Source organism: Pseudomonas sp. MWU347 (assembly GCF_017947305.1).
In the GTDB taxonomy this organism is placed as follows: Bacteria; Pseudomonadota; Gammaproteobacteria; order Pseudomonadales; family Pseudomonadaceae; genus Aquipseudomonas; species Aquipseudomonas putida_A.
On record NZ_JAFGZB010000008.1, the window covers coordinates 282,270 to 305,942 of the forward strand.

At 56.3% G+C, this 23,673-nt stretch carries 35 protein-coding genes; 2 read left to right on the forward strand and 33 right to left on the reverse strand.

Features of this window, described 5'->3' with window-relative positions; genetic code table 11:
• Positions 1-1,158: a glutathionylspermidine synthase family protein gene (locus tag KCG87_RS18930; protein WP_098965860.1), complete on the forward strand. Its 1,158-nt coding sequence runs from the start codon at positions 1-3 to the stop codon at positions 1,156-1,158.
• Positions 1,159-1,272: 114 nt separating this feature from the next.
• On the opposite strand, the gene KCG87_RS18935 is transcribed toward KCG87_RS18930, so the two are convergent.
• Together KCG87_RS18935 and KCG87_RS18940 are read right to left on the reverse strand one after the other, a co-directional pair.
• Positions 1,273-1,791 carry a single-stranded DNA-binding protein gene (locus KCG87_RS18935; RefSeq protein ID WP_007966163.1) on the reverse strand — a complete coding sequence of 173 codons (519 nt, stop codon included), beginning with the start codon at positions 1,789-1,791 and terminating at the stop codon, positions 1,273-1,275.
• Positions 1,792-1,800: 9 nt separating this feature from the next.
• The gene (locus tag KCG87_RS18940) at positions 1,801-3,198 is read right to left on the reverse strand and encodes an MFS transporter (protein WP_027614250.1); all 1,398 of its coding nucleotides are present in this window, start codon (positions 3,196-3,198) and stop codon (positions 1,801-1,803) included.
• Positions 3,199-3,389: 191 nt separating this feature from the next.
• Between KCG87_RS18940 and uvrA the strand changes: the two genes are divergently transcribed.
• Entirely contained in the window at positions 3,390-6,224 is a 2,835-nt protein-coding gene (gene uvrA, locus KCG87_RS18945) for an excinuclease ABC subunit UvrA (RefSeq protein WP_027614251.1), read from the forward strand.
• A gap of 64 nt (positions 6,225-6,288) precedes the next feature.
• On the opposite strand, the gene bfr is transcribed toward uvrA, so the two are convergent.
• The 31 genes from bfr to tuf all read right to left on the reverse strand — a co-directional run bounded on the left by bfr (position 6,289) and on the right by tuf (position 23,651).
• Positions 6,289-6,753, reverse strand: a complete 465-nt coding sequence (gene bfr, locus KCG87_RS18950) for a bacterioferritin (RefSeq protein ID WP_003228714.1) — start codon at positions 6,751-6,753, stop codon at positions 6,289-6,291.
• Between the two features lie 150 nt (positions 6,754-6,903).
• Positions 6,904-8,358 carry a catalase gene (locus tag KCG87_RS18955; protein WP_027614253.1) on the reverse strand — a complete coding sequence of 485 codons (1,455 nt, stop codon included), beginning with the start codon at positions 8,356-8,358 and terminating at the stop codon, positions 6,904-6,906.
• Between the two features lie 239 nt (positions 8,359-8,597).
• Entirely contained in the window at positions 8,598-8,984 is a 387-nt protein-coding gene (rplQ, locus tag KCG87_RS18960) for a 50S ribosomal protein L17 (protein ID WP_003176402.1), read from the reverse strand.
• A 42-nt stretch (positions 8,985-9,026) separates the two neighbouring features.
• A complete protein-coding gene (gene rpoA / locus KCG87_RS18965; protein ID WP_003186012.1) occupies positions 9,027-10,028 on the reverse strand; it encodes a DNA-directed RNA polymerase subunit alpha in 1,002 nt (333 codons plus the stop codon).
• Between the two features lie 22 nt (positions 10,029-10,050).
• Entirely contained in the window at positions 10,051-10,671 is a 621-nt protein-coding gene (gene rpsD / locus KCG87_RS18970) for a 30S ribosomal protein S4 (RefSeq protein ID WP_003176404.1), read from the reverse strand.
• Positions 10,672-10,689: 18 nt separating this feature from the next.
• The gene (rpsK, locus tag KCG87_RS18975; RefSeq protein ID WP_002555466.1) at positions 10,690-11,079 is read right to left on the reverse strand and encodes a 30S ribosomal protein S11; all 390 of its coding nucleotides are present in this window, start codon (positions 11,077-11,079) and stop codon (positions 10,690-10,692) included.
• 30 nt (positions 11,080-11,109) lie between these two features.
• Positions 11,110-11,466 (reverse strand): 30S ribosomal protein S13, encoded by a 357-nt coding sequence (gene rpsM / locus KCG87_RS18980; protein WP_008374135.1) that lies wholly within the window; start codon positions 11,464-11,466, stop codon positions 11,110-11,112.
• A 130-nt stretch (positions 11,467-11,596) separates the two neighbouring features.
• Positions 11,597-11,713: a 50S ribosomal protein L36 gene (gene rpmJ, locus KCG87_RS18985; RefSeq protein ID WP_002555468.1), complete on the reverse strand. Its 117-nt coding sequence runs from the start codon at positions 11,711-11,713 to the stop codon at positions 11,597-11,599.
• 27 nt (positions 11,714-11,740) lie between these two features.
• Positions 11,741-13,069, reverse strand: coding sequence for a preprotein translocase subunit SecY (gene secY / locus KCG87_RS18990; RefSeq protein WP_003228718.1), 1,329 nt, complete (start codon positions 13,067-13,069; stop codon positions 11,741-11,743).
• Entirely contained in the window at positions 13,070-13,507 is a 438-nt protein-coding gene (gene rplO, locus KCG87_RS18995; RefSeq protein ID WP_003228720.1) for a 50S ribosomal protein L15, read from the reverse strand.
• A 3-nt stretch (positions 13,508-13,510) separates the two neighbouring features.
• Positions 13,511-13,687, reverse strand: a complete 177-nt coding sequence (gene rpmD, locus KCG87_RS19000) for a 50S ribosomal protein L30 (protein WP_003176408.1) — start codon at positions 13,685-13,687, stop codon at positions 13,511-13,513.
• A gap of 2 nt (positions 13,688-13,689) precedes the next feature.
• Positions 13,690-14,190, reverse strand: a complete 501-nt coding sequence (gene rpsE, locus KCG87_RS19005; RefSeq protein WP_003176409.1) for a 30S ribosomal protein S5 — start codon at positions 14,188-14,190, stop codon at positions 13,690-13,692.
• A gap of 3 nt (positions 14,191-14,193) precedes the next feature.
• Positions 14,194-14,544: a 50S ribosomal protein L18 gene (gene rplR, locus KCG87_RS19010; protein ID WP_003186037.1), complete on the reverse strand. Its 351-nt coding sequence runs from the start codon at positions 14,542-14,544 to the stop codon at positions 14,194-14,196.
• A 10-nt stretch (positions 14,545-14,554) separates the two neighbouring features.
• Positions 14,555-15,088, reverse strand: a complete 534-nt coding sequence (gene rplF / locus KCG87_RS19015) for a 50S ribosomal protein L6 (RefSeq protein WP_007966176.1) — start codon at positions 15,086-15,088, stop codon at positions 14,555-14,557.
• Between the two features lie 12 nt (positions 15,089-15,100).
• Positions 15,101-15,493, reverse strand: coding sequence for a 30S ribosomal protein S8 (gene rpsH / locus KCG87_RS19020; protein WP_007966178.1), 393 nt, complete (start codon positions 15,491-15,493; stop codon positions 15,101-15,103).
• A 209-nt stretch (positions 15,494-15,702) separates the two neighbouring features.
• Positions 15,703-16,008, reverse strand: a complete 306-nt coding sequence (gene rpsN / locus KCG87_RS19025; RefSeq protein WP_003228726.1) for a 30S ribosomal protein S14 — start codon at positions 16,006-16,008, stop codon at positions 15,703-15,705.
• A 13-nt stretch (positions 16,009-16,021) separates the two neighbouring features.
• Positions 16,022-16,561 carry a 50S ribosomal protein L5 gene (gene rplE, locus KCG87_RS19030; protein WP_003210069.1) on the reverse strand — a complete coding sequence of 180 codons (540 nt, stop codon included), beginning with the start codon at positions 16,559-16,561 and terminating at the stop codon, positions 16,022-16,024.
• Positions 16,562-16,581: 20 nt separating this feature from the next.
• The gene (gene rplX / locus KCG87_RS19035) at positions 16,582-16,896 is read right to left on the reverse strand and encodes a 50S ribosomal protein L24 (RefSeq protein ID WP_003186046.1); all 315 of its coding nucleotides are present in this window, start codon (positions 16,894-16,896) and stop codon (positions 16,582-16,584) included.
• A gap of 11 nt (positions 16,897-16,907) precedes the next feature.
• The gene (gene rplN, locus KCG87_RS19040) at positions 16,908-17,276 is read right to left on the reverse strand and encodes a 50S ribosomal protein L14 (protein ID WP_002555479.1); all 369 of its coding nucleotides are present in this window, start codon (positions 17,274-17,276) and stop codon (positions 16,908-16,910) included.
• Positions 17,277-17,299: 23 nt separating this feature from the next.
• Positions 17,300-17,566, reverse strand: a complete 267-nt coding sequence (gene rpsQ, locus KCG87_RS19045) for a 30S ribosomal protein S17 (RefSeq protein WP_003194644.1) — start codon at positions 17,564-17,566, stop codon at positions 17,300-17,302.
• 2 nt (positions 17,567-17,568) lie between these two features.
• Positions 17,569-17,760, reverse strand: coding sequence for a 50S ribosomal protein L29 (gene rpmC / locus KCG87_RS19050; protein ID WP_002555481.1), 192 nt, complete (start codon positions 17,758-17,760; stop codon positions 17,569-17,571).
• The gene (rplP, locus tag KCG87_RS19055; RefSeq protein ID WP_003228729.1) at positions 17,760-18,173 is read right to left on the reverse strand and encodes a 50S ribosomal protein L16; all 414 of its coding nucleotides are present in this window, start codon (positions 18,171-18,173) and stop codon (positions 17,760-17,762) included. The genes rpmC and rplP overlap by 1 nt, the downstream gene beginning before the upstream one ends.
• Before the next feature lie 12 nt (positions 18,174-18,185).
• Positions 18,186-18,872, reverse strand: coding sequence for a 30S ribosomal protein S3 (gene rpsC / locus KCG87_RS19060; RefSeq protein ID WP_003176422.1), 687 nt, complete (start codon positions 18,870-18,872; stop codon positions 18,186-18,188).
• Between the two features lie 13 nt (positions 18,873-18,885).
• Positions 18,886-19,218: a 50S ribosomal protein L22 gene (gene rplV, locus KCG87_RS19065; protein WP_003103908.1), complete on the reverse strand. Its 333-nt coding sequence runs from the start codon at positions 19,216-19,218 to the stop codon at positions 18,886-18,888.
• A gap of 11 nt (positions 19,219-19,229) precedes the next feature.
• Positions 19,230-19,505 (reverse strand): 30S ribosomal protein S19, encoded by a 276-nt coding sequence (rpsS, locus tag KCG87_RS19070; protein WP_003228731.1) that lies wholly within the window; start codon positions 19,503-19,505, stop codon positions 19,230-19,232.
• A gap of 16 nt (positions 19,506-19,521) precedes the next feature.
• A complete protein-coding gene (gene rplB, locus KCG87_RS19075) occupies positions 19,522-20,346 on the reverse strand; it encodes a 50S ribosomal protein L2 (protein WP_003228734.1) in 825 nt (274 codons plus the stop codon).
• 14 nt (positions 20,347-20,360) lie between these two features.
• The gene (gene rplW, locus KCG87_RS19080; protein ID WP_002555488.1) at positions 20,361-20,660 is read right to left on the reverse strand and encodes a 50S ribosomal protein L23; all 300 of its coding nucleotides are present in this window, start codon (positions 20,658-20,660) and stop codon (positions 20,361-20,363) included.
• Positions 20,657-21,259: a 50S ribosomal protein L4 gene (rplD, locus tag KCG87_RS19085; protein WP_003228735.1), complete on the reverse strand. Its 603-nt coding sequence runs from the start codon at positions 21,257-21,259 to the stop codon at positions 20,657-20,659. Before rplD ends, rplW begins: the two co-directional genes overlap by 4 nt.
• 12 nt (positions 21,260-21,271) lie before the next feature.
• Positions 21,272-21,907: a 50S ribosomal protein L3 gene (gene rplC / locus KCG87_RS19090; protein ID WP_003228738.1), complete on the reverse strand. Its 636-nt coding sequence runs from the start codon at positions 21,905-21,907 to the stop codon at positions 21,272-21,274.
• An 80-nt stretch (positions 21,908-21,987) separates the two neighbouring features.
• Positions 21,988-22,299, reverse strand: a complete 312-nt coding sequence (gene rpsJ / locus KCG87_RS19095; protein ID WP_003186070.1) for a 30S ribosomal protein S10 — start codon at positions 22,297-22,299, stop codon at positions 21,988-21,990.
• 158 nt (positions 22,300-22,457) lie between these two features.
• Entirely contained in the window at positions 22,458-23,651 is a 1,194-nt protein-coding gene (gene tuf / locus KCG87_RS19100; RefSeq protein WP_024014521.1) for an elongation factor Tu, read from the reverse strand.
• Positions 23,652-23,673: the final 22 nt, after the last annotated feature.

The window sequence follows — 23,673 nt, forward strand, 5'->3', positions numbered from 1 at the left end:
ATGAAGAAAATCCACTGCGCCGAGCGCCCCGACTGGAAACAGACGGCCGAAAGCCTCGGTTTTCTGTTTCACACCATCGACGACGAGCCGTACTGGGACGAAAGCGCCTACTACCAGTTCACGCTCGCGCAGATTGAAAACGATCTGGAGGATCCGACCACCGAACTGCACGAGATGTGCATGGACCTGGTCGACCGCGTGGTGCACAGCGAAGAGCTGCTGGATCGCCTGAGCATCCCGGCGCCGTACTACGACATGATCCGCACGTCCTGGCTGGAAGGTCATCCGCATCTGTACGGGCGCATGGACTTTTCCTACAGCGGCAACGGCCCGGCAAAGCTGCTGGAACTCAACTACGACACGCCGACCAGCCTTTATGAGGCAGCGGCGTTTCAGTGGGGCTGGCTGGAGCAGTGCATCGAGCGCGGGATGCTGCCGCGCCATGCCGACCAGTTCAACAGCATCGATACCAAGCTGCACCAGGCGTTTGCCGAGTTGCAGCTCAAGCGGCCGTTCTACTTTGCGTCGATGAAAGACTCGGTCGAAGACAAGGGGACCACCGACTACTTGCGCCTGATCGCGGAAAAGGTCGGCATCGAATCCCGGCACATCGACATCGAAGACATCGGCCTGACCGCCGAGGGTTGCTTCGTCGACCTTGAGGATCGCTGGATCCCGCACCTGTTCAAGCTGCATGCCTGGGAATTTATTTTCCACGAGCCATTCGGTGCGGCAATCGCCGAAAGCGATACGCAGTTCTTCGAACCGGCGTGGAAGTCGATCCTGTCGAACAAAGGCGCGCTGCCTTTGCTGTGGGAGCTGCACAAGGGGCATCCGAATCTGCTCGCGGCGCACCTTGATCCGAATCCGGCCAGTGCGGTGCCCAAGGGCTGGGTACGCAAACCGTACTTCTCCCGCGAAGGCGCGAATATCGAACTGCAAACGGCAGAAGGTCTGATCGTCAAAGAAGGCGGGCCCTACACCGATGCGCCATTCATCCTGCAGGAATTTGCGCCATTGCCGAAGTTCGACGACAGCTACACGCTGATCGGCTCGTGGGTGATTGGTGATCAGGCGGCGGGGATCGGCGTGCGCGAAGACAACAGTCTGATCACCAAGGATTCAAGCCGGTTTCTGCCGCACCTGATCCTCGACTGAAACACACACCCGCTCCCACAGGAGATCAGTGGTAATCGCGGACCTTGCGCCACAAAAAAGGCCCGTCGTGTTGAACGACGGGCCTTTTTTATTCAGCGTGGATGCAGCAGCGAATCAGAACGGGATGTCGTCATCGAAGCTGTCGAAATCCGGGGCCGGTTGCGGTGCAGCCTGCTGTGGAGCCGGGGCTGGACGCTGTTGTGGAGCCGACTGCTGCGGACGCGGAGCCTGTTGGCGTGGCGCCTGCTGCTGGTAGTTGTTGCCACCGCCTTGTTGGTCGCCCTGTTGTGGACGGCCGCCGAGCAGTTGCATGGTGCCTTGCATGTCGACCACGATTTCTGTGGTGTAACGCTTGATACCGTCTTTTTCCCACTCGCGGGTCTGCAGCTTGCCTTCGATGTACACCTGCGAACCTTTACGCAGGTACTCGCCGGCGATTTCCGCAACCTTGCCGAACATCGAAACACGGTGCCATTCGGTCTTCTCGACCTTTTGACCGGTTTGCTTGTCGGTCCACTGTTCGCTGGTTGCCAGACTCAGGTTGGTCACGGCGTTACCGTTAGGCAGGTAGCGAACTTCGGGATCCTGGCCGCAAGTGCCGACCAATATGACTTTGTTAACCCCACGGGCCATAACGTTCTCCTAGGCTTCGCAAGCAGCCCCGGCCGGGTTGTTCACCAGGCGTTCGAGGGTGTCGCGATCCACTAATTCTTTGTCCAGTTTGATGTAAACAGCCGCTTCATCAGCAACTATCACTGCATCTGTTACCCCTACGAGGGCCTTGAGGCGCTCGACCAGACCCGCTTCGCGGATCGCTTCGGGCGACAACGGCAAGCGCAGGCTCGTCACGTAGGGAGGTTCGCGCATGGTAACAGCAAAGGCCAGCCAGATGGCAGCCAGACCCGCACATCCAAGGAACACAACCGACAGACCGCCATGCTGAAACAGCCAGCCGCCGAGTATCCCGCCGAGTGCCGAACCGAGGAACTGACTGGTGGAATACACGCCCATGGCCGTGCCCTTCCCGCCTGCCGGTGAAACCTTGCTGATCAGCGACGGCAACGAAGCTTCCAGCAGATTGAACGCGGTGAAGAACACCACCGTGCCGATCACCAGAGCCCGCAAGCTGTCACCGAACTGCCAGAAGAATAGCTCAGTGAGCATCAGCGTCAGGACGGCACCGAGCAAAATTCGTTTCATTTTGCGTTTCTTCTCGCCGTAGATGATGAACGGGATCATGGCGAAGAAAGAAATCAGCAGTGCGGTCAGGTAAACCCACCAGTGCTGCTCCTTGGGCAAACCGGCCTTTTCCACCAGCGCCAGCGGCAGTGCGACGAAGCTCGACATCAGCATCGCGTGCAGCACGAAAATGCCCAGGTCCAGGCGCAGTAGATCGGGATGTTTGAGCGTCGGCATCAAGGCCTGACGCGCCACACCAGACTCTCGATGGCTCAATGGCCCGGTGGATTTCGGCACCATGAACATTACGATGACGATCCCGAACAGGGCCATGCCGCCCGTCGCGAGGAACAGTCCGGACAGGCCGAACGCGCGGGTCAGCAACGGCCCGACCACCATGGCCACGGCGAACGACAGACCGATGGTCATGCCGATCATGGCCATGGCTTTGGTGCGGTGTTGTTCGCGAGTCAGGTCGGAAAGCAACGCCATCACCGCAGCGGAAATTGCCCCGGCGCCTTGCAGGATGCGTCCGGCGATCACGCCCCAGATCGAATCGGCCTGAGCCGCCAGCACACTGCCGAGGGCGAAGACCACCAGCCCGAGGAAAATCACCGGACGCCGGCCGATACGGTCGGAAATAATCCCGAACGGAATCTGGAAAATCGCCTGGGTCAGGCCGTAAGCGCCAATCGCCAGCCCGATCAGGGCCGGGGTCGCTCCCGCCAGGTCCATGCCGTAGGTCGCCAGTACCGGCAACACCATGAACATGCCAAGCATACGGAAGGCGAACACCAGGGCCAGACCGCTCGCTGCGCGGGTCTCGCTGCCACTCATGCGTTCGCTGTGGGGATCGTGCATGGAAAAACCTCGTGTGAACCGGCGGCGATTCTACCAGTCCCATCGAAAGACGGGGTATATCGCGACGCTATGACGCGTATAGATGAAACTCTCTTCATGCAAGGTAAAAAACCCTTCGTTTGATAGTGTGCATCCATCCAGTATTTGCCCGTATACTCCTACGTTTTCGACGCCCGCCGAGCGAGGCCACTTTGGACAAGATCCTGATACGTGGGGCCCGTACCCACAACCTGAAGAACATCGACCTGACCCTGCCACGGGACAAACTGATCGTCATCACCGGCCTGTCCGGATCCGGCAAGTCGTCCCTGGCCTTCGACACGCTGTACGCCGAAGGTCAGCGCCGCTATGTCGAATCCCTGTCGGCCTACGCCCGACAGTTCCTGTCGATGATGGAAAAACCCGACGTCGACACCATTGAAGGTTTGTCGCCGGCGATCTCCATCGAACAGAAGTCGACCTCGCACAATCCGCGTTCCACGGTCGGCACCATCACCGAAATCTACGACTACCTGCGTCTGCTGTATGCACGTGTCGGTACGCCGCGCTGCCCGGATCACGACATTCCGCTGGAAGCGCAGACCGTCAGCCAGATGGTCGACCTGGTGCTGGCACAACCGGAAGGCAGCAAACTGATGTTGCTGGCGCCGGTGATCCGCGAGCGCAAGGGCGAACATCTGTCGGTATTCGAAGAACTGCGTGCCCAAGGCTTCGTCCGCGCCCGGGTCAACGGCCGCATTTGCGAACTCGATGAACTGCCGAAACTGGATAAACAGAAGAAGCACTCGATCGATGTGATCGTCGACCGTTTCAAGGTCCGCGCCGACCTGCAGCAGCGTCTGGCCGAATCGTTCGAAACCGCACTGAAGCTGGCGGACGGCATTGCCTTGGTCGCGCCGATGGACGATGAGCCAGGTGAAGAGATGATCTTCTCCGCGCGCTTTGCCTGCCCGATCTGCGGCCATGCCATCAGCGAGCTTGAGCCGAAGCTATTCTCCTTCAACAACCCGGCCGGCGCCTGCCCGACCTGCGATGGCTTGGGCGTGAAGCAGTTCTTCGACATCAAGCGCCTGGTCAATGGTGAACTGACTCTTGCCGAGGGCGCGATTCGCGGCTGGGACCGGCGCAACGTCTATTACTTCCAGATGCTCGGCTCACTGGCCTCGCACTACAAGTTCAGTCTTGAGAAGCCGTTCAACGAGCTGACCGCCGAACAGCAGAAACAGATCCTGCACGGCAGCGGCTCGCAGAATGTCGACTTCAAGTACCTCAATGACCGCGGCGACATCGTCAAACGTTCGCACCCGTTCGAAGGTATCGTGCCGAACCTTGAGCGTCGCTACCGCGAAACCGAATCGGCCAGCGTGCGCGAAGAGCTGGCCAAGTTTCTCAGCACCCAGGCTTGCCCGGATTGCCGCGGCACTCGTCTGCGTCGTGAAGCGCGGCACGTGTGGGTGGGTGAGAAAACCCTGCCGGCAGTGACCAACCTGCCGATCGGCGATGCCTGCGAGTACTTTGGCGAACTGAAGATGACCGGCCGTCGCGGCGAAATCGCCGACAAGATCCTCAAGGAGATCCGCGAGCGCCTGCAATTTCTGGTCAACGTCGGCCTCGACTATCTGTCGCTGGATCGCAGCGCCGACACCCTGTCCGGTGGCGAAGCGCAGCGCATTCGTCTGGCCAGCCAGATCGGCGCCGGGTTGGTTGGGGTGCTGTACATCCTCGACGAACCGTCCATTGGCCTGCATCAGCGCGATAACGACCGGTTGCTCGGCACCCTCAAGCACCTGCGCGACATCGGCAACACGGTGATCGTGGTCGAGCACGACGAAGACGCGATTCGTCTGGCCGACTATGTGGTGGATATCGGGCCGGGCGCCGGGGTGCACGGCGGGCAGATCGTGGCTGAAGGCACGCCGGCCGAAGTCATGGCGCACCCGGATTCCCTGACCGGTAAATACCTGTCGGGGCGGGTGAAGATCGAAGTGCCGGCCAAACGCACGCCGCGTAACAAGAAGCTGACGCTGTCGCTCAAGGGCGCGCGCGGCAACAACCTGCGCAACGTCGATCTGGAAATCCCGATCGGTCTGCTGACCTGCGTGACCGGCGTTTCCGGCTCCGGCAAGTCGACGCTGATCAACAACACGCTGTTCCCATTGAGCGCTACTGCACTCAATGGTGCGACCACGCTGGAAGCGGCCGCACATGACAGCATCAAGGGCCTGGAGCATCTCGACAAGGTCGTCGATATCGACCAGAGCCCGATCGGCCGTACGCCGCGTTCCAACCCGGCGACCTACACCGGGCTGTTCACACCGATCCGCGAACTGTTCGCCGGCGTGCCTGAGTCGCGCTCCCGTGGTTACGGCCCGGGGCGCTTCTCGTTCAACGTCAAGGGCGGTCGCTGCGAGGCGTGCCAGGGCGACGGCCTGATCAAAGTGGAAATGCACTTCCTGCCGGACATTTACGTGCCGTGCGATGTGTGCAAGAGCAAGCGCTACAACCGCGAAACCCTCGAGATCAAATACAAGGGCAAGAGCATCCACGAAACCCTCGAGATGACCATCGAGGAGGCGCGGGAGTTCTTCGACGCGGTACCGGCGCTGGCGCGCAAGCTACAGACGTTGATGGATGTGGGCCTGTCGTACATCAAGCTCGGGCAGTCGGCAACCACGCTGTCCGGTGGTGAGGCGCAACGGGTCAAGCTGTCACGCGAGCTGTCCAAGCGCGACACCGGCAAAACTCTGTATATCCTCGATGAGCCGACCACCGGCCTGCACTTTGCGGATATCCAGCAATTGCTCGACGTGCTGCATCGCTTGCGCGACCACGGCAATACCGTAGTGGTGATCGAGCACAACCTGGACGTGATCAAGACCGCCGACTGGCTGGTGGATCTGGGGCCGGAGGGCGGCTCCAAGGGTGGTCAGATCATCGCCACCGGTACGCCGGAGGAAGTGGCCGAGATGAAGCAATCTCACACTGGTCATTACCTCAAGCCATTGCTGATTCGCGATCGGGCTTGATCTCCGGGCATGAAAAAGCCCCTGTCACTTCAACCGTGACAGGGGCTTTTTTGTGTCTGTGCAATCAGGTGTGAGATTGCAGGTAATTCTCGAGACCGATGAGTTTGATCAGGCCCAACTGCTTTTCCAGCCAGTAGGTGTGATCTTCTTCAGTGTCGTTGAGCTGAACACGCAGGATTTCGCGACTGACATAATCCTTGTGCTGCTCGCACAACTCAATGCCTTTGCACAGAGCGGCGCGGACTTTGTACTCGAGACGCAGATCTGCTTCGAGCATCTCCGGGACGGTGGTGCCGACGTCGAGATCGTCCGGGCGCATGCGCGGTGTGCCTTCGAGCATCAGGATCCGGCGCATCAGTGCGTCGGCGTGACCGGCCTCTTCTTCCATCTCGTGGTTGATTCGTTCGTAGAGCTTGGTGAAACCCCAGTCCTCATACATCCGCGAGTGAACAAAATATTGGTCACGCGCGGCCAGTTCGCCGGTCAGCAACGTGTTGAGGTAATCGATTACGTCTGGGTGGCCTTGCATCGCCCTACATCTCCCTGCTTGAAAGTCTGTAGTTTGAACCAAGCTGACCGGAAGGTCACCCCGTTTCGCGCAATAAAAGCGAAGATATTCTGAGAAAACCAGCCTAAATAACGCAAAAACCGCCCCAATGAGGGCGGTTCTGCTTCTCGTTTAGACTTCGTTAAGCTGTACGTCGAGCAGCTTTGCGATTGCTTCTCCATACGCCGGATCGGCCTTATAGAAATGCTGCAACTGACGATCAACCACATCAGGTGAAACCCCGCTCATGGCGCCGGCGATATTGCTGACCAGCAAGGCTTTCTGCTCGTCACTCATCAGACGGAACAGCGCACCGGCGTGGCTGTAGTAATCGGTGTCTTCGCGATGATCGTAACGGTCAGCAGCACCGCTCAATGCCAGTGCAGGCTCGGCGTAGTGCGGAGCTTGCTTCGGTGATTCAATGTAGCTGTTCGGTTCGTAGTTAGGTGCTGCACCACCATTGCTGCCGAAGGCCATCGAGCCGTCGCGCTGGTACGTATTCACCGGGCTGCGCGGCGCATTCACCGGTAATTGTTGGTGGTTTGTGCCCACGCGATAGCGGTGTGCATCGGCGTAGGCGAACACGCGGCCTTGCAGCATGCGATCCGGCGACAGACCGACACCTGGAACCATGTTGCTCGGACCGAATGCGGCTTGCTCGACCTCGGCAAAGTAGTTCAGCGGGTTGCGGTTCAGCTCCAGTTCGCCGACCTCGATCAGCGGAAACTCCTTTTGCGACCAGGTCTTGGTCACGTCGAACGGGTTCTCGTAGTGCGCTGCAGCCTGAGCCTCGGTCATGATCTGAATGCATACGCGCCATTTCGGGAAATCGCCACGCTCGATGGCTTCGAACAGATCACGCTGAGCGTAATCCGGATCGGTACCCGCCAGGCGCGCAGCATCGGCTGGTGCCAGGTTCTTGATGCCCTGCTTGGTTTTGTAGTGCCACTTCACCCAGTGACGCTCACCTTTGGCATTGATCAGGCTGTAGGTGTGGCTGCCGAAGCCGTGCATATGGCGATAGCCGTCGGGAATGCCACGATCCGAGAACAGAATGGTCACTTGATGCAGTGCTTCCGGCGAATGCGACCAGAAGTCCCACATCATCTGGGCGCTTTTCAGGTTGCTCTGCGGCAGACGTTTCTGCGTGTGGATAAAGTCGGGAAACTTCAGTGGATCACGAATGAAGAAAACAGGGGTGTTGTTGCCAACGATGTCCCAGTTGCCCTCTTCGGTGTAGAACTTGAGGGCGAACCCACGTGGATCACGTTCAGTGTCAGCCGAGCCACGTTCGCCGCCTACAGTGGAGAAGCGCAAGAACGTTGGCGTTTGCTTGCCCACGGCCTCAAACAGTTTGGCGCTGGTGTATTCGGTGATATCACGGGTCACGGTGAACGTACCGTAAGCACCCGAGCCCTTGGCGTGCACGCGGCGCTCAGGAATGTTTTCACGGTTGAAATGGGCAAGCTTCTCGATCAGATGAAAATCGTCGAGCAGCAGCGGGCCACGGGGGCCGGCGGAGCGAGAATTCTGGTTATCGGCGACAGGTGCGCCACTGGCGGTCGTAAGCGTTTTGATCTGGCTCATACGGTCTTCTTCCTCTGTCAGTCTTGAAACTGCCGGCTAATCGGCTTGCTGGGAAGTATTGATCATCGATGAGACACCTACAAATTCATTAACTTGCAGTCATCGATAGATAATTACTAATTATGCTTCCCTGCACATAGTGGCAACACAACAATGTCAGAAGCTTGTACGAACAGCGCATTTCTTGCGGGCACAAAAAACCGGGCACTAGGCCCGGTTTTTCGTTTCAGACTGACGTCTTACTCGGCGGATACAGCTTCGCCAGCAGTAGCACGATCAACCAACTCGACGTACGCCATAGGCGCGTTGTCGCCAGCGCGGAAGCCGCACTTGAGGATGCGCAGGTAGCCACCCTCACGGGTAGCGTAACGCTTGCCCAGGTCGTTGAAGAGCTTACCAACGATAGCTTTCGAACGAGTACGGTCGAAAGCCAGACGGCGGTTAGCCAGGCTGTCTGTCTTGGCCAGAGTGATCAGCGGCTCGGCAACGCGGCGCAGTTCTTTGGCTTTTGGCAGAGTAGTCTTGATCAGCTCGTGCTCGAACAACGACACCGCCATGTTCTGGAACATGGCCTTGCGGTGCGAGCTGGTGCGGCTCAGGTGACGCCCACTTTTACGATGACGCATGGTTCATTCCTTACCAAACACTACGTTCGGTGATTACGACGATCAGGCAGTCGCCTTGTCGTCCTTCTTAAGACTTGCAGGCGGCCAGTTGTCGAGGCGCATGCCGAGGGACAGACCGCGGGAGGCCAGAACGTCCTTGATTTCAGTCAAGGATTTCTTGCCCAGGTTCGGAGTCTTCAACAGCTCTACTTCGGTACGCTGAATCAGGTCGCCGATGTAGTAGATGTTTTCCGCCTTAAGGCAGTTAGCCGAACGTACAGTCAGTTCCAGATCGTCAACCGGGCGAAGCAGGATCGGATCGATCTCGTCTTCCTGCTCGACAACCACTGGCTCACTGTCACCTTTGAGGTCGACGAACGCAGCCAACTGCTGTTGCAGGATGGTTGCAGCGCGGCGGATAGCCTCTTCAGGATCCAGAGTACCGTTGGTTTCCAGATCAATAACCAGCTTGTCCAGGTTGGTACGCTGCTCGACACGGGCGTTTTCCACCACGTATGCGATACGGCGAACCGGGCTGAACGAAGAGTCGAGCTGCAAGCGACCAATGCTGCGGCTTTCGTCTTCATCGCTCTGACGCGAGTCGGCTGGTTCATAACCACGACCACGAGCTACGGTGAGCTTCATGTTCAGGGCGCCGTTAGACGCCAGGTTAGCGATTACGTGATCGGGGTTAACGATCTCGACATCATGATCCAGCTGAATATCGGCAGCGGTAACCACCCCCGAACCCTTCTTCGACAAGGTCAGCGTAACTTCGTCACGACCGTGCAGCTTGATGGCCAGACCTTTAAGGTTCAACAGGATTTCAATTACGTCTTCCTGTACACCTTCGATGGCGCTGTACTCGTGGAGCACACCGTCAATCTCGGCCTCGACTACTGCGCAGCCGGGCATTGAGGACAACAGGATGCGGCGCAGCGCGTTGCCCAGGGTGTGGCCAAAACCACGCTCGAGAGGCTCGAGAGTGATCTTGGCGCGGGTTGGACTGACAACCTGCACATCAATGTGGCGGGGTGTCAGGAACTCATTTACCGAAATCTGCATGGATGCACCTATTTTCTAGCCCTTACTTGGAGTAGAGCTCGACAATCAGGCTTTCGTTGATGTCGGCGGACAGATCACTGCGAGCAGGAACGTTCTTGAAAACGCCCGACTTCTTCTCAGTGTCTACTTCTACCCATTCTACGCGGCCACGTTGGGCACACAGATCGAGAGCTTGGACAATGCGAAGTTGGTTTTTTGCTTTCTCGCGAACTGCGACCACGTCACCAGCACGAACCTGATACGACGGAACGTTTACGGTCTGACCGTTAACGCTGATCGACTTGTGCGATACCAGCTGACGGGATTCGGCACGAGTCGAACCAAAGCCCATACGGTATACAACGTTGTCCAGACGGCATTCGAGCAGTTGCAGCAGGTTTTCACCGGTTGCACCTTTCTTGCCAGCAGCTTCTTTGTAGTAGCCGCTGAACTGACGCTCGAGAACGCCGTAGATACGACGGACCTTCTGCTTTTCACGCAGTTGGGTGCCGTAGTCGGACTGGCGACCGCGGCGTTGGCCGTGGATACCAGGTGCTGCTTCAATGTTGCACTTCGATTCGATCGCGCGCACGCCGCTCTTCAGGAAGAGATCGGTGCCTTCGCGACGAGCGAGTTTGCATTTTGGACCAATGTAACGAGCCATTCTTTACAATCTCCTGGATTACACGCGGCGCTTCTTCGGCGGACGGCACCCGTTGTGCGGGATTGGCGTCACGTCGGTGATGCTGGCGATCTTGTAGCCACAGCCGTTCAAAGCGCGGACTGCGGATTCACGACCTGGACCTGGACCCTTGACGTTAACGTCGAGGTTTTTCAGGCCGTATTCCAGCGCAGCTTGACCAGCACGCTCAGCAGCTACTTGAGCAGCGAACGGGGTGGACTTGCGGGAACCGCGGAAACCCGAACCACCGGAGGTAGCCCAGGAAAGAGCGTTACCTTGACGGTCGGTAATGGTCACGATGGTGTTGTTAAAAGAAGCATGGATGTGGGCGATGCCATCAACCACTGTCTTTTTAACTTTTTTACGAGGACGAGCAGCAGGTTTTGCCATGATTAAATTCCTGTCGATTCGCTGGGGCGATTACTTGCGGATCGGCTTACGCGGACCTTTACGGGTACGCGCGTTGGTCTTGGTACGCTGACCGCGTACTGGAAGACCGCGACGATGACGCAGACCGCGATAGCAACCGAGGTCCATCAAGCGCTTGATTTTCATGTTGATTTCGCGACGCAGGTCACCTTCAGTGGTGAACTTCGCCACTTCGCCACGCAGCTGTTCAATTTGCTCGTCGCTCAGATCTTTGATCTTTGCTGCTGGGTTTACCCCAGTGTCTGCACAGATTTTCTGCGCAGTAGTGCGACCGACACCATAGATGTAGGTCAGCGAGATAACAGTATGCTTGTTATCTGGAATGTTAACGCCTGCAATACGGGCCATTCAGTGGGACTCCAATTGACAGCTACCTACGCCCCGGAAGCCAAGAAATAGGGCGCGAGATAATATCGCTGTAATAACAAATAATCAACCCGGCAGCGCACTAGCTGCCGGGCTTGAAGCACAATCACACTCAGCCTTGGCGCTGTTTGTGACGCGGTTCCGCGCTGCAAATTACTCGAACAACACCTTCGCGGCGAATAATCTTGCAGTTACGGCACAGCTTTTTCACCGATGCACGAACTTTCATCACCAACTCCTCGAACCTTATGGGTACTCAGCGCAACATGCCGCTGCCGTAACCCTTCAGGTTGGCTTTCTTCATCAGGGATTCGTACTGGTGCGAAACGAGGTGCGATTGTACTTGGGACATGAAGTCCATCACAACCACGACCACGATCAGCAACGAGGTCCCGCCAAGGTAGAACGGAACGTTTGCTGCAACCACCAGGAATTGGGGCAACAGGCACACGGCCGTCATGTAAAGAGCACCGAACATGGTCAAGCGAGTCAGAACGCCATCAATATAGCGTGCAGACTGCTCACCTGGACGGATGCCCGGAATAAAGGCACCGGACTTCTTCAGGTTTTCCGCTACGTCTTTCGGATTGAACATCAACGCCGTATAGAAGAAGCAGAAGAAAATAATCCCTGCACTAAACAGCAGAATATTCAACGGCTGACCAGGAGCGATCGACTGCGAGATGTCCTGCAACCAGCCCATACCTTCAGACTGACCAAACCAGGCACCCAACGAAGCCGGGAACAGCAAAATGCTGCTCGCGAAAATAGCCGGAATAACACCGGCCATGTTCACCTTCAGCGGCAAGTGGCTTGTCTGCGCAGCAAAAACCTTGCGGCCCTGCTGACGCTTGGCGTAGTGAACAGCGATACGACGCTGGCCACGCTCAATGAACACCACGAAACCGATAATCGCTACTGCCAGCAAACCGATGGCAACCAAGGCGAAGATATTGATATCACCCTGACGCGCAGACTCGAAAGACTGCCCGATTGCTCTCGGAAGACCGGCGACGATACCCGAAAAAATCAACATCGAGATACCGTTGCCTACACCACGCTCAGTAATCTGCTCACCCAGCCACATCATGAACATCGCACCAGCCACAAAAGTGGATACCGCGACGAAATGGAAGCCAAAGTCACCAGTGAACGCAACGCCCTGCCCCGCCAGACCAATGGACATGCCAATAGCCTGAACGAGAGCGAGGACGACGGTGCCGTAGCGGGTGTACTGGCTGATCTTGCGACGGCCAGCTTCACCTTCCTTCTTCAACTGCTCCAGCTGCGGGCTGACGGCGGTCATCAATTGCATGATGATCGATGCCGAAATGTACGGCATGATCCCCAGTGCAAAGATGCTCATCCGTTCCAGCGCGCCGCCGGAGAACATGTTGAACAAGCTAAGAATGGTCCCCTCATTCTGTCGAAACAGGTCTGCGAGTCGGTCCGGGTTGATACCTGGAACCGGGATGTGTGCGCCTATTCGGTAGACGATAATCGCCAGGAACAGAAAACGCAGACGAGCCCAGAGTTCAGACATACCGCCTTTGCCGAGCGCAGAGAGAGCACCTTGCTTAGCCATTTATTCCTCGAACTTGCCGCCAGCTGCTTCGATAGCCGCACGCGCACCTTTGGTGGCGCCGATTCCCTTGCCGATAGTGACAGCGCGAGTCACTTCACCGGACAGCATGATTTTCACACGCTGTACGTTGACGTTGATCACGTTGGCATCTTTCAGGGACTGCACGGTGACGATGTCGCCTTCCACTTTGGCCAGCTCGGACAGACGCACTTCTGCGCGGTCCATGGCTTTCAGGGAAACGAAACCGAACTTCGGCAGGCGACGATGCAGCGGCTGTTGACCGCCTTCAAAGCCTGGAGCAATAGTGCCACCGGAGCGGGAGGTTTGACCTTTGTGGCCACGGCCACCAGTCTTACCCAAACCGCTACCGATACCACGGCCCGGACGATGCTTTTCGCGACGGGAACCCGGCGCTGGACTCAGATCATTGAGTTTCATCGATTAACCCTCGACACGCAGCATGTAGTAAGCCTTGTTGATCATCCCGCGATTCTCGGGAGTATCCTGGACTTCTACAGTGTGACCGATGCGACGCAGACCCAGACCCTTAACGCACAGTTTGTGGTTAGGGATGCGGCCGGTCATGCTTTTGATCAGCGTAACTTTAACGGTAGCCATGATCAGAAGATCTCCTTGACAGTCAGACCACGCTTGGCAGCGATGGACTCAGGAGATTGCATGGCTTTCAGACCTTTGAAAGTGGCGTGAACCACGTTTACCGGGTTAGTCGAGCCGTAGCACTTGGCCAGAACGTTCTGAACGCCAGCAACTTCGAGGACAGCACGCATAGCGCCGCCAGCGATGATACCGGTACCTTCAGAAGCAGGCTGCATGTACACCTTCGAAGCGCCGTGAGCGGACTTCATTGCGTACTGCAGGGTAGTGCCGTTCAGGTCAACTTGAATCATGTTGCGGCGAGCAGCTTCCATTGCCTTCTGGATCGCAGCAGGCACTTCACGCGACTTGCCACGGCCGAAGCCAACACGCCCTTTACCATCACCAACCACGGTCAACGCGGTGAAAGTGAAGATACGGCCGCCTTTAACGGTTTTGGCTACGCGGTTAACTTGAACCAGCTTCTCAATGTAGCCTTCGTCGCGCTTTTGGTCGTTATTTGACATAACTTAGAACTCCAGCCCAGCTTCACGAGCAGCATCAGCCAGCGCTTTAACGCGGCCATGGTACTTGAAGCCAGAGCGGTCGAAAGCCACTTGCGAGACGCCAGCGGCCTTAGCACGCGTAGCGACCAGCTGGCCAACCTTTGTGGCCGCGTCGATGTTGCCAGTGGCGCCATCACGCAGTTCTTTATCCAAAGTCGAGGCGCTTGCCAGGACTTTGTTGCCGTCGGCCGAGATGACCTGGGCGTAGATGTGCTGCGACGAGCGGAACACGCAGAGACGCACGACTTCGAGTTCGTGCATTTTCAGGCGTGCTTTGCGAGCGCGACGCAGTCGAGTAACTTTTTTGTCGGTCATTTGCTATGCCCTACTTCTTCTTGGCTTCTTTACGACGGACGACTTCGTCCGCGTAGCGCACACCTTTGCCTTTGTACGGCTCTGGTGGACGGAAGTCGCGGATCTCAGCGGCCACTTGACCTACCAGCTGTTTATCGATGCCCTTGATCAGGATATCGGTCTGGCTAGGAGTCTCAGCGGTGATGCCTTGCGGCAGTTCGTAATCCACTGGGTGCGAGAAGCCAAGAGCCAGGTTCAGCACCTGACCTTTTGCTTGCGCTTTGTAACCAACACCGACCAGCTGGAGCTTGCGCTCGAAGCCTTGGCTTACGCCTTGGACCATGTTGTTTACCAACGCACGCGTGGTACCGGCCATTGCGCGAGTCTGTTGATCGCCATTGCGAGCAGCGAAACGCAGCTCACCGGCTTCTTCAACGATCTCAACGGACGAATGGATGTTCAGTTCAAGAGTACCCTTGGCACCCTTCACCGAAAGCTGTTGGCCTGCGAATTTTACTTCGACACCGGCTGGCAGCTTAACGGGGTTCTTAGCGACGCGAGACATGCTTATCCCCCCTTAGAACACAGTGCAAAGAACTTCGCCGCCGACACCGGCAGCGCGCGCAGCACGATCCGTCATCACACCTTTGTTGGTGGAGACGATAGACACGCCAAGACCGCCACGAACCTTCGGCAGATCTTCAACGGACTTGTACTGACGCAGGCCTGGACGACTAACGCGCTTCACTTCCTCGATGACCGGACGGCCTTCGAAGTATTTCAGCGAGATGGACAGCGACGGCTTAGCGTCGGTGGTGATCTGAAAATCCGCGATGTAACCTTCGTCCTTCAGGACTTTTGCTACAGCCACCTTCAACGTGGAAGACGGCATGCTTACGACAGACTTTTCAGCCATCTGGGCATTACGGATTCGAGTTAGCATGTCCGCTAACGGGTCCTGCATACTCATGGGCTAGACGCTCCTAATACAGAAAAATTAGCCTTGCGGCTACTACATGTCGCCGAGAAACTCCGGGCATGAAAAACACGGGCTCAGGCGAGCCGGTCATTCTAGACACACCCCAGAAATGAATCAAGCCCCAAAAGGGGCTTGATTCAGATTCAAGGCCACCGATGGTCAGGTTCTTGCGAACCCGACCATCAAGGCTTTGACAGCGATTACCAGCTGGCTTTAACCAGACCTGGAACGTCACCACGCATTGCCGCTTCACGCAGTTTGTTACGGCCCAGGCCGAACTTGCGGTAAACGCCGTGCGGACGACCAGTCAGGCGGCAACGGTTACGCATGCGCGAAGCGCTTGCGTCGCGTGGTTGCTTCTGCAGAGCTACGGTAGCTTCCCAACGCGCTTCTGGACTTGCGTTCAGATCAACGATGATAGCTTTCAGCGCTGCACGCTTGGTGGCGTACTTGGCAACAGTGAGCTGACGCTTCAGCTCACGGTTTTTCATGCTCTTCTTGGCCATTTTCCTACTCCAATCAGTTGCGGAACGGGAATTTGAAAGCACGCAGCAGAGCGCGGCCTTCATCATCGTTCTTGGCAGTGGTGGTCAGGGTAATGTCCAGACCGCGGAGAGCATCGATCTTGTCGTAGTCGATTTCCGGGAAAATGATCTGCTCTTTCACGCCCATGCTGTAGTTGCCACGACCATCGAAGGACTTGGCATTCAGGCCGCGGAAGTCGCGAACCCGAGGCAGGGAGATCGACAGCAGACGATCCAGGAACTCGTACATACGCTCACGGCGCAGAGTCACTTTGACGCCGATCGGCCATCCTTCACGGACTTTAAAGCCAGCGATGGATTTACGAGCGTAGGTCACAACGACTTTTTGGCCGGTGATCTTTTCCAGGTCAGCAACAGCGTGCTCGATGACTTTTTTGTCGCCGATCGCTTCGCCCAGACCCATGTTCAGGGTGATTTTGGTAACGCGCGGAACTTCCATCACGTTCGAAAGCTTAAGTTCTTCCTTAAGTTTCGGAGCGATTTCCTTCCGGTAAATCTCTTTTAGTCGTGCCATGGTCTTCTACCTAGCAGTGTTCAAGCATCAACCGCTTTTTGGGTCGACTTGAAGACACGAATTTTCTTACCGTCTTCTACTTTGAAACCAACGCGGTCAGCCTTGTTGGTTTCGCCGTTGAAGATGGCGACGTTGGAAGCGTGCAGTGGCGCTTCTTTCTCGACGATACCGCCCTGTACGCCCGACATCGGGTTAGGCTTGGTATGACGCTTGACCAGGTTCAGACCACCAACAACCAGACGGTTGTCAGCAAGAACCTTCAGCACCTTACCGCGCTTACCTTTGTCTTTGCCGGCGATCACGATGATCTCGTCGTCACGACGAATCTTTTGCATGTCGGATCTCCTTACAGCACTTCTGGGGCGAGCGAGACGATCTTCATGAACTTCTCAGTACGAAGTTCACGGGTCACTGGCCCAAAGATACGGGTGCCGATCGGCTCTTGCTTGTTGTTCAGAAGAACAGCAGCGTTGCCATCAAAGCGGATAATGGAGCCATCAGCACGACGTACGCCGTGACGAGTGCGGACTACAACAGCAGTCATCACTTGGCCTTTTTTCACTTTACCGCGAGGAATTGCTTCCTTGACGGTAACTTTGATGATGTCACCGATACCAGCGTAACGACGATGGGAGCCACCCAGCACCTTGATGCACATAACGCGGCGAGCGCCGCTGTTATCGGCCACATCGAGCATGGATTGAGTCTGAATCATATAATTTCTCCGACCCCTAGCCCTTAGACTTCCACAGCGCGTTCGAGAACATCAACCAGCGCCCAAGACTTGGTCTTGGCCATCGGACGAGTTTCACGAATAGTGACTTTGTCGCCGATGTGGCACTGATTGGTTTCGTCGTGCGCGTGCAGCTTAGTCGAACGCTTAACGTATTTACCGTAGATCGGGTGCTTAACGCGACGCTCGATCAGAACGGTGATGGTTTTGTCCATCTTGTCGCTGACAACACGGCCAGTCAGCGTACGGACAGTTTTTTCGGCTTCAGCCATGATCACTTACCTGCCTGCTGGTTGAGCACAGTCTTCACGCGAGCGATGTCACGCTTAACTTGCGAGAGCAGATGAGACTGCCCCAACTGGCCAGTTGCTTTCTGCATACGCAGATTGAACTGGTCGCGCAGCAAGCCGAGCAGTTGCTCGTTCAGCTGCTGTGCGGATTTTTCACGAAGTTCATTCGCTTTCATCACATCACCGTCCGTTTAACAAAGGAGGTGGCGAGCGGCAGCTTTGCAGCAGCCAGGGCGAAAGCCTCACGCGCCAGCTCTTCAGAAACACCCTCGATTTCATACAGGACTTTGCCTGGCTGAATCTGGGCAACCCAGTACTCCACGTTACCCTTACCTTTACCCATACGAACCTCGAGAGGTTTCTTGGAGATCGGCTTGTCCGGGAATACACGGATCCAGATCTTGCCACCACGTTTTACGTGACGGGTCAGAGCACGACGCGCTGACTCGATCTGACGAGCGGTGAGACGACCACGAGCAACAGACTTCAGCGCGAACTCGCCGAAGCTGACTTTGCTACCGCGCAGTGCCAGACCACGGTTGTGGCCGGTCATCTGCTTGCGGAACTTCGTACGCTTTGGTTGCAACATTTGGCGTACCCCTTACTTAGCAGCTTTTTTACGAGGCGCTGGTGCTTGTGGTTTCAGCTCTTCTTGGCGACCACCAATTACTTCGCCTTTGAAGATCCAAACCTTTACACCGATCACACCGTAGGTGGTGTGAGCTTCGTAGTTGGCATAGTCGATGTCGGCACGCAGGGTGTGCAGTGGCACACGACCTTCGCGATACCATTCAGTACGTGCGATTTCAGCACCGCCGAGACGACCGCTCACTTGGATTTTGATGCCTTTGGCACCAATGCGCATGGCGTTCTGTACTGCGCGCTTCATAGCGCGACGGAACATTACACGACGCTCCAGCTGCTGAGCTACGCTCTGCGCAACCAGCATACCGTCGAGCTCCGGCTTGCGGATCTCTTCGATATTGATGTGCACAGGCACACCCATTTGCTTGGTCAGGTCCTGACGCAGTTTCTCAACATCTTCACCTTTCTTCCCGATAACGATACCTGGACGAGCGGTGTGGATGGTGATGCGTGCAGTTTGGGCCGGACGATGGATATCGATACGGCTTACGGACGCGCTTTTTAGTTTGTCTTGGAGATACTCACGCACTTTCAGATCTGCGAACAAGTAGTCCGCATAAGTCCGACCGTCTGCGTACCAGACGGAGGTGTGCTCCTTGACGATTCCCAGGCGAATGCCAATGGGATGTACTTTCTGACCCATCTCTTCGACTCCGTTACTTGTCAGCAACCTTGACAGTGATATGGCAAGACCGCTTGACGATGCGATCAGCACGGCCTTTGGCACGTGGCATGATGCGCTTCAGCGAACGCCCTTCGTTGACGAAAACGGTGCTGACCTTCAGGTCATCAACGTCTGCGCCTTCGTTATGCTCGGCGTTGGCTACGGCCGACTCCAGCACTTTCTTCATGATCTCGGCGGCTTTCTTACTGCTGAAAGCCAACAGGTTGAGCGCTTCGCCCACCTTCTTCCCGCGGATCTGGTCGGCGACCAAGCGGGCTTTCTGGGCGGAGATTCGAGCGCCCGACAACTTAGCGGCTACTTCCATTTCCTTACCCCTTAACGCTTGGCTTTCTTGTCAGCCACGTGCCCACGATAAGTGCGGGTACCGGCGAACTCGCCCAGTTTATGGCCAACCATGTCTTCGTTCACGAGAACTGGGACGTGCTGACGGCCGTTGTGTACTGCGATGGTCAGACCGACCATTTGTGGCAGGATCATCGAACGACGCGACCAAGTCTTAATTGGTTTGCGATCGTTCTTTTCCGCCGCCACTTCGATCTTCTTCAGTAGGTGAAGATCAATAAAAGGACCTTTTTTCAGAGAACGTGGCACTGTCGTATCCCTCTATTTACTTGCGACGACGGACGATCATTTTGTCGGTACGCTTATTACCACGAGTCTTCGCGCCCTTAGTCGGGAAGCCCCATGGCGATACCGGATGACGACCACCAGAGGTACGACCTTCACCACCACCATGTGGGTGGTCAACCGGGTTCATGGCAACACCACGAACGGTTGGGCGAACGCCACGCCAGCGTTTGGCACCAGCTTTACCCAGCGAACGCAGGCTGTGCTCGGAGTTCGAGACTTCGCCCAGGGTCGCACGGCATTCAGCCAGGACTTTACGCATTTCACCGGAACGCAGACGCAGGGTAACGTACACGCCTTCACGAGCGATCAGCTGAGCCGAAGCACCAGCGGAACGAGCGATCTGCGCGCCTTTACCTGGCTTCAGTTCGATGCCGTGTACGGTAGAACCGACTGGAATGTTGCGCAGTTGCAGAGCGTTGCCTGGCTTGATTGGAGCCAGAGCGCCTGCGATCAGTTGGTCGCCAGCACTCACGCCTTTAGGGGCGATGATGTAGCGACGCTCGCCGTCTGCGTAGCAGAGCAGTGCGATGTGAGCAGTACGGTTTGGATCGTATTCGATACGCTCGACAGTGGCGACGATGCCATCTTTGTCGTTGCGACGGAAATCGACCATACGGTAATGCTGCTTATGACCACCACCGATGTGACGAGTGGTAATACGGCCATTGTTGTTACGACCACCAGTCTTCGATTTTTTCTCGAGCAGCGGTGCGTGAGGAGCGCCTTTATGCAGCTCCTGGTTGACCACCTTGACCACAAAACGGCGGCCAGGGGAAGTCGGTTTGCATTTAACGATTGCCATGATGCACCCCTTCCTTACTCAGCACTGCTGCTGAAATCGAGATCTTGGCCTGGCTGAAGGGAGATAACTGCCTTCTTCCAGTCATTACGCTTGCCCAGACCGCGAGCAGTGCGCTTGCTCTTACCCAGAACGTTCAGGGTAGTGACGCGCTCTACTTTCACGCTGAACAGGCTTTCGACGGCCTTCTTGATTTCCAGCTTGGTTGCATCAGTAGCAACCTTGAAAACGAACTGGCCTTTCTTGTCTGCCAGAACCGTAGCCTTCTCGGAAACGTGCGGGCCAAGCAGAACTTTAAATACGCGTTCCTGGTTCATCCCAGCAGCTCCTCGAATTTCTTCACGGCCGACACAGTGATCAACACCTTGTCGTATGCGATCAGACTAACTGGATCGGAACCTTGCACGTCACGTACATCTACGTGTGGCAGGTTACGAGCAGCCAGGTACAGGTTCTGATCAACAGCGTCCGACACGATGAGAACATCGGTCAGGCTCATGTTGTTCAGCTTGCCCAGCAGATCTTTGGTTTTCGGAGTTTCAACAGCGAAATCCTGAACCACGACCAGACGATCAGTACGCACCAGCTCAGCAAGGATGGAACGCATTGCTGCGCGATACATCTTCTTGTTCAGCTTCTGGGAGTGATCCTGTGGACGAGCTGCGAAAGTGGTACCGCCGCCACGCCAGATTGGGCTACGGATAGTACCGGCACGAGCACGGCCAGTACCTTTCTGACGCCATGGGCGCTTACCGCCACCACGAACGTCGGAACGGGTCTTTTGCTGCTTGCTACCTTGACGGCCGCCGGCCATGTAGGCCACGACTGCTTGGTGAACCAGCGTCTCGTTGAACTCGCCGCCAAATGTCAGTTCGGAAACTTCGATCGCTTGAGCGTCATTTACATTTAATTGCATGTCAGCTTCCCCTTAACCGCGAGCCTTGGCTGCTGGACGTACAACCAGGTTGCCGCCAGTAGCGCCAGGAACAGCGCCCTTGACCAACAACAGATTGCGTTCAGCGTCCACGCGCACTACTTCCAGGGACTGCACGGTCACGCGCTCAGCGCCCATATGACCGGACATTTTTTTGCCCTTGAATACACGACCAGGAGTCTGGCACTGGCCGATAGAGCCTGGGACGCGGTGGGATACGGAGTTACCGTGGGTGTTATCTTGCCCGCGGAAATTCCAACGCTTGATCGTACCCTGGAAGCCTTTACCCTTGGACTGACCGGTTACATCAACCAGTTGACCAGCGGCGAAGATTTCAGCGTTGATCAGATCGCCAGCCTGGTACTCGCCTTCTTCAAGACGGAATTCCATGGTGGTACGACCAGCGGCAACGTTCGCTTTAGCGAAGTGACCAGCTTGAGCTGCTGTTACACGCGAAGCACGACGCTCGCCGACAGTGACTTGCACTGCACGATAGCCATCGGTCTCTTCAGTTTTGAACTGGGTGACGCGATTCGGCTCGATCTCAATGACCGTGACCGGAATGGAGACACCTTCTTCGGTGAAAATACGGGTCATACCGCATTTACGACCGACTACACCAATAGTCATGTTGTAAACCTCATGAGTGTACGGGGCTTTCACCCGCTATGGCCGCCCATTTCAGAGCGTTACACGACCAAGACCGAGTCTTAGCCGAGGCTGATCTGCACTTCCACACCGGCCGCAAGATCAAGCTTCATAAGAGCATCAACGGTTTTATCCGTTGGCTGGACGATGTCCAGAACGCGCTTATGAGTGCGGATTTCGTACTGGTCACGCGCGTCTTTGTTGACGTGCGGGGAAACCAGAACGGTGAACCGCTCTTTACGGGTAGGCAGTGGAATTGGACCACGCACTTGAGCACCAGTACGTTTCGCGGTTTCCACGATTTCCTGGGTTGATTGGTCGATCAGGCGATGGTCGAAAGCCTTCAACCTGATACGGATTTGCTGATTTTGCATTGGATTTCAGACTCCGGCTGCTATTCCCACCGGGCGCAATACGCCCGTTAAAAGGAGGCGCAATTCTATAGACGCCCCAGATAGGTGTCAACCCAATAAAAAAGCCCCCGCTGAGCGGGGGCTTTTTCAATTCATCAAGCAGACTCTATAAAAGAGAATTACTCGATGATTTTGGCTACGACGCCAGCGCCGACGGTACGACCGCCTTCACGGATAGCGAAACGCAGACCATCTTCCATCGCGATGGTTTTGATCAGGGTAACAGTCATCTGAATGTTGTCACCTGGCATTACCATTTCAACGCCTTCTGGCAGTTCGCAGTTACCAGTCACGTCAGTAGTACGGAAGTAGAACTGTGGACGGTAGCCTTTGAAGAACGGAGTGTGACGACCGCCTTCTTCCTTGCTCAGAACGTAAACTTCTGCGGTGAACTTGGTGTGCGGCTTAACCGAACCCGGCTTAACCAGAACCTGACCACGCTCAACGTCGTCACGCTTGGTACCACGCAGCAGAACGCCGCAGTTCTCGCCAGCACGACCTTCGTCGAGCAGCTTGCGGAACATCTCAACACCGGTGCAGGTGGTGGTAGTGGTGTCACGCAGACCAACGATTTCCAGTGCATCTTGAACGCGAACGATACCGCGCTCGATACGACCAGTCACAACAGTACCGCGACCCGAGATCGAGAATACGTCTTCGATTGGCATCAGGAATGGCTTGTCGATCATACGAACTGGTTCTGGGATGTAGGTATCCAGAGTTTCAACCAGCTTACGAACGGCAGTGGTGCCCATTTCGTTGTCGTCTTTGCCTTCCAGCGCCATACGAGCCGAACCGATGATGATCGGAGTGTCGTCGCCTGGGAAGTCATAAGTGGACAGCAGGTCGCGAACTTCCATCTCAACCAGTTCCAGCAGCTCAGCGTCGTCTACCAGGTCAGCCTTGTTCAGGAAAACCACGATGTACGGAACGCCTACCTGACGGGACAGCAGGATGTGCTCACGGGTTTGTGGCATCGGACCATCAGCGGCCGAGCAAACCAGGATCGCGCCATCCATCTGGGCAGCACCGGTGATCATGTTCTTCACGTAGTCAGCGTGACCTGGGCAGTCAACGTGAGCGTAGTGACGAATAGTCGAGTTGTACTCAACGTGAGCGGTGTTGATGGTGATACCGCGAGCTTTTTCTTCTGGAGCGCTGTCGATCTTGTCGAATTCAACTACGGCCGAACCGAAAACTTCGGAGCAGACGCGAGTCAGAGCAGCGGTCAGAGTGGTTTTACCGTGGTCAACGTGACCGATGGTGCCAACGTTGACGTGCGGTAGGGAACGATCAAATTTTTCTTTAGCCACGACAATTAACTCCTAGCCTAAA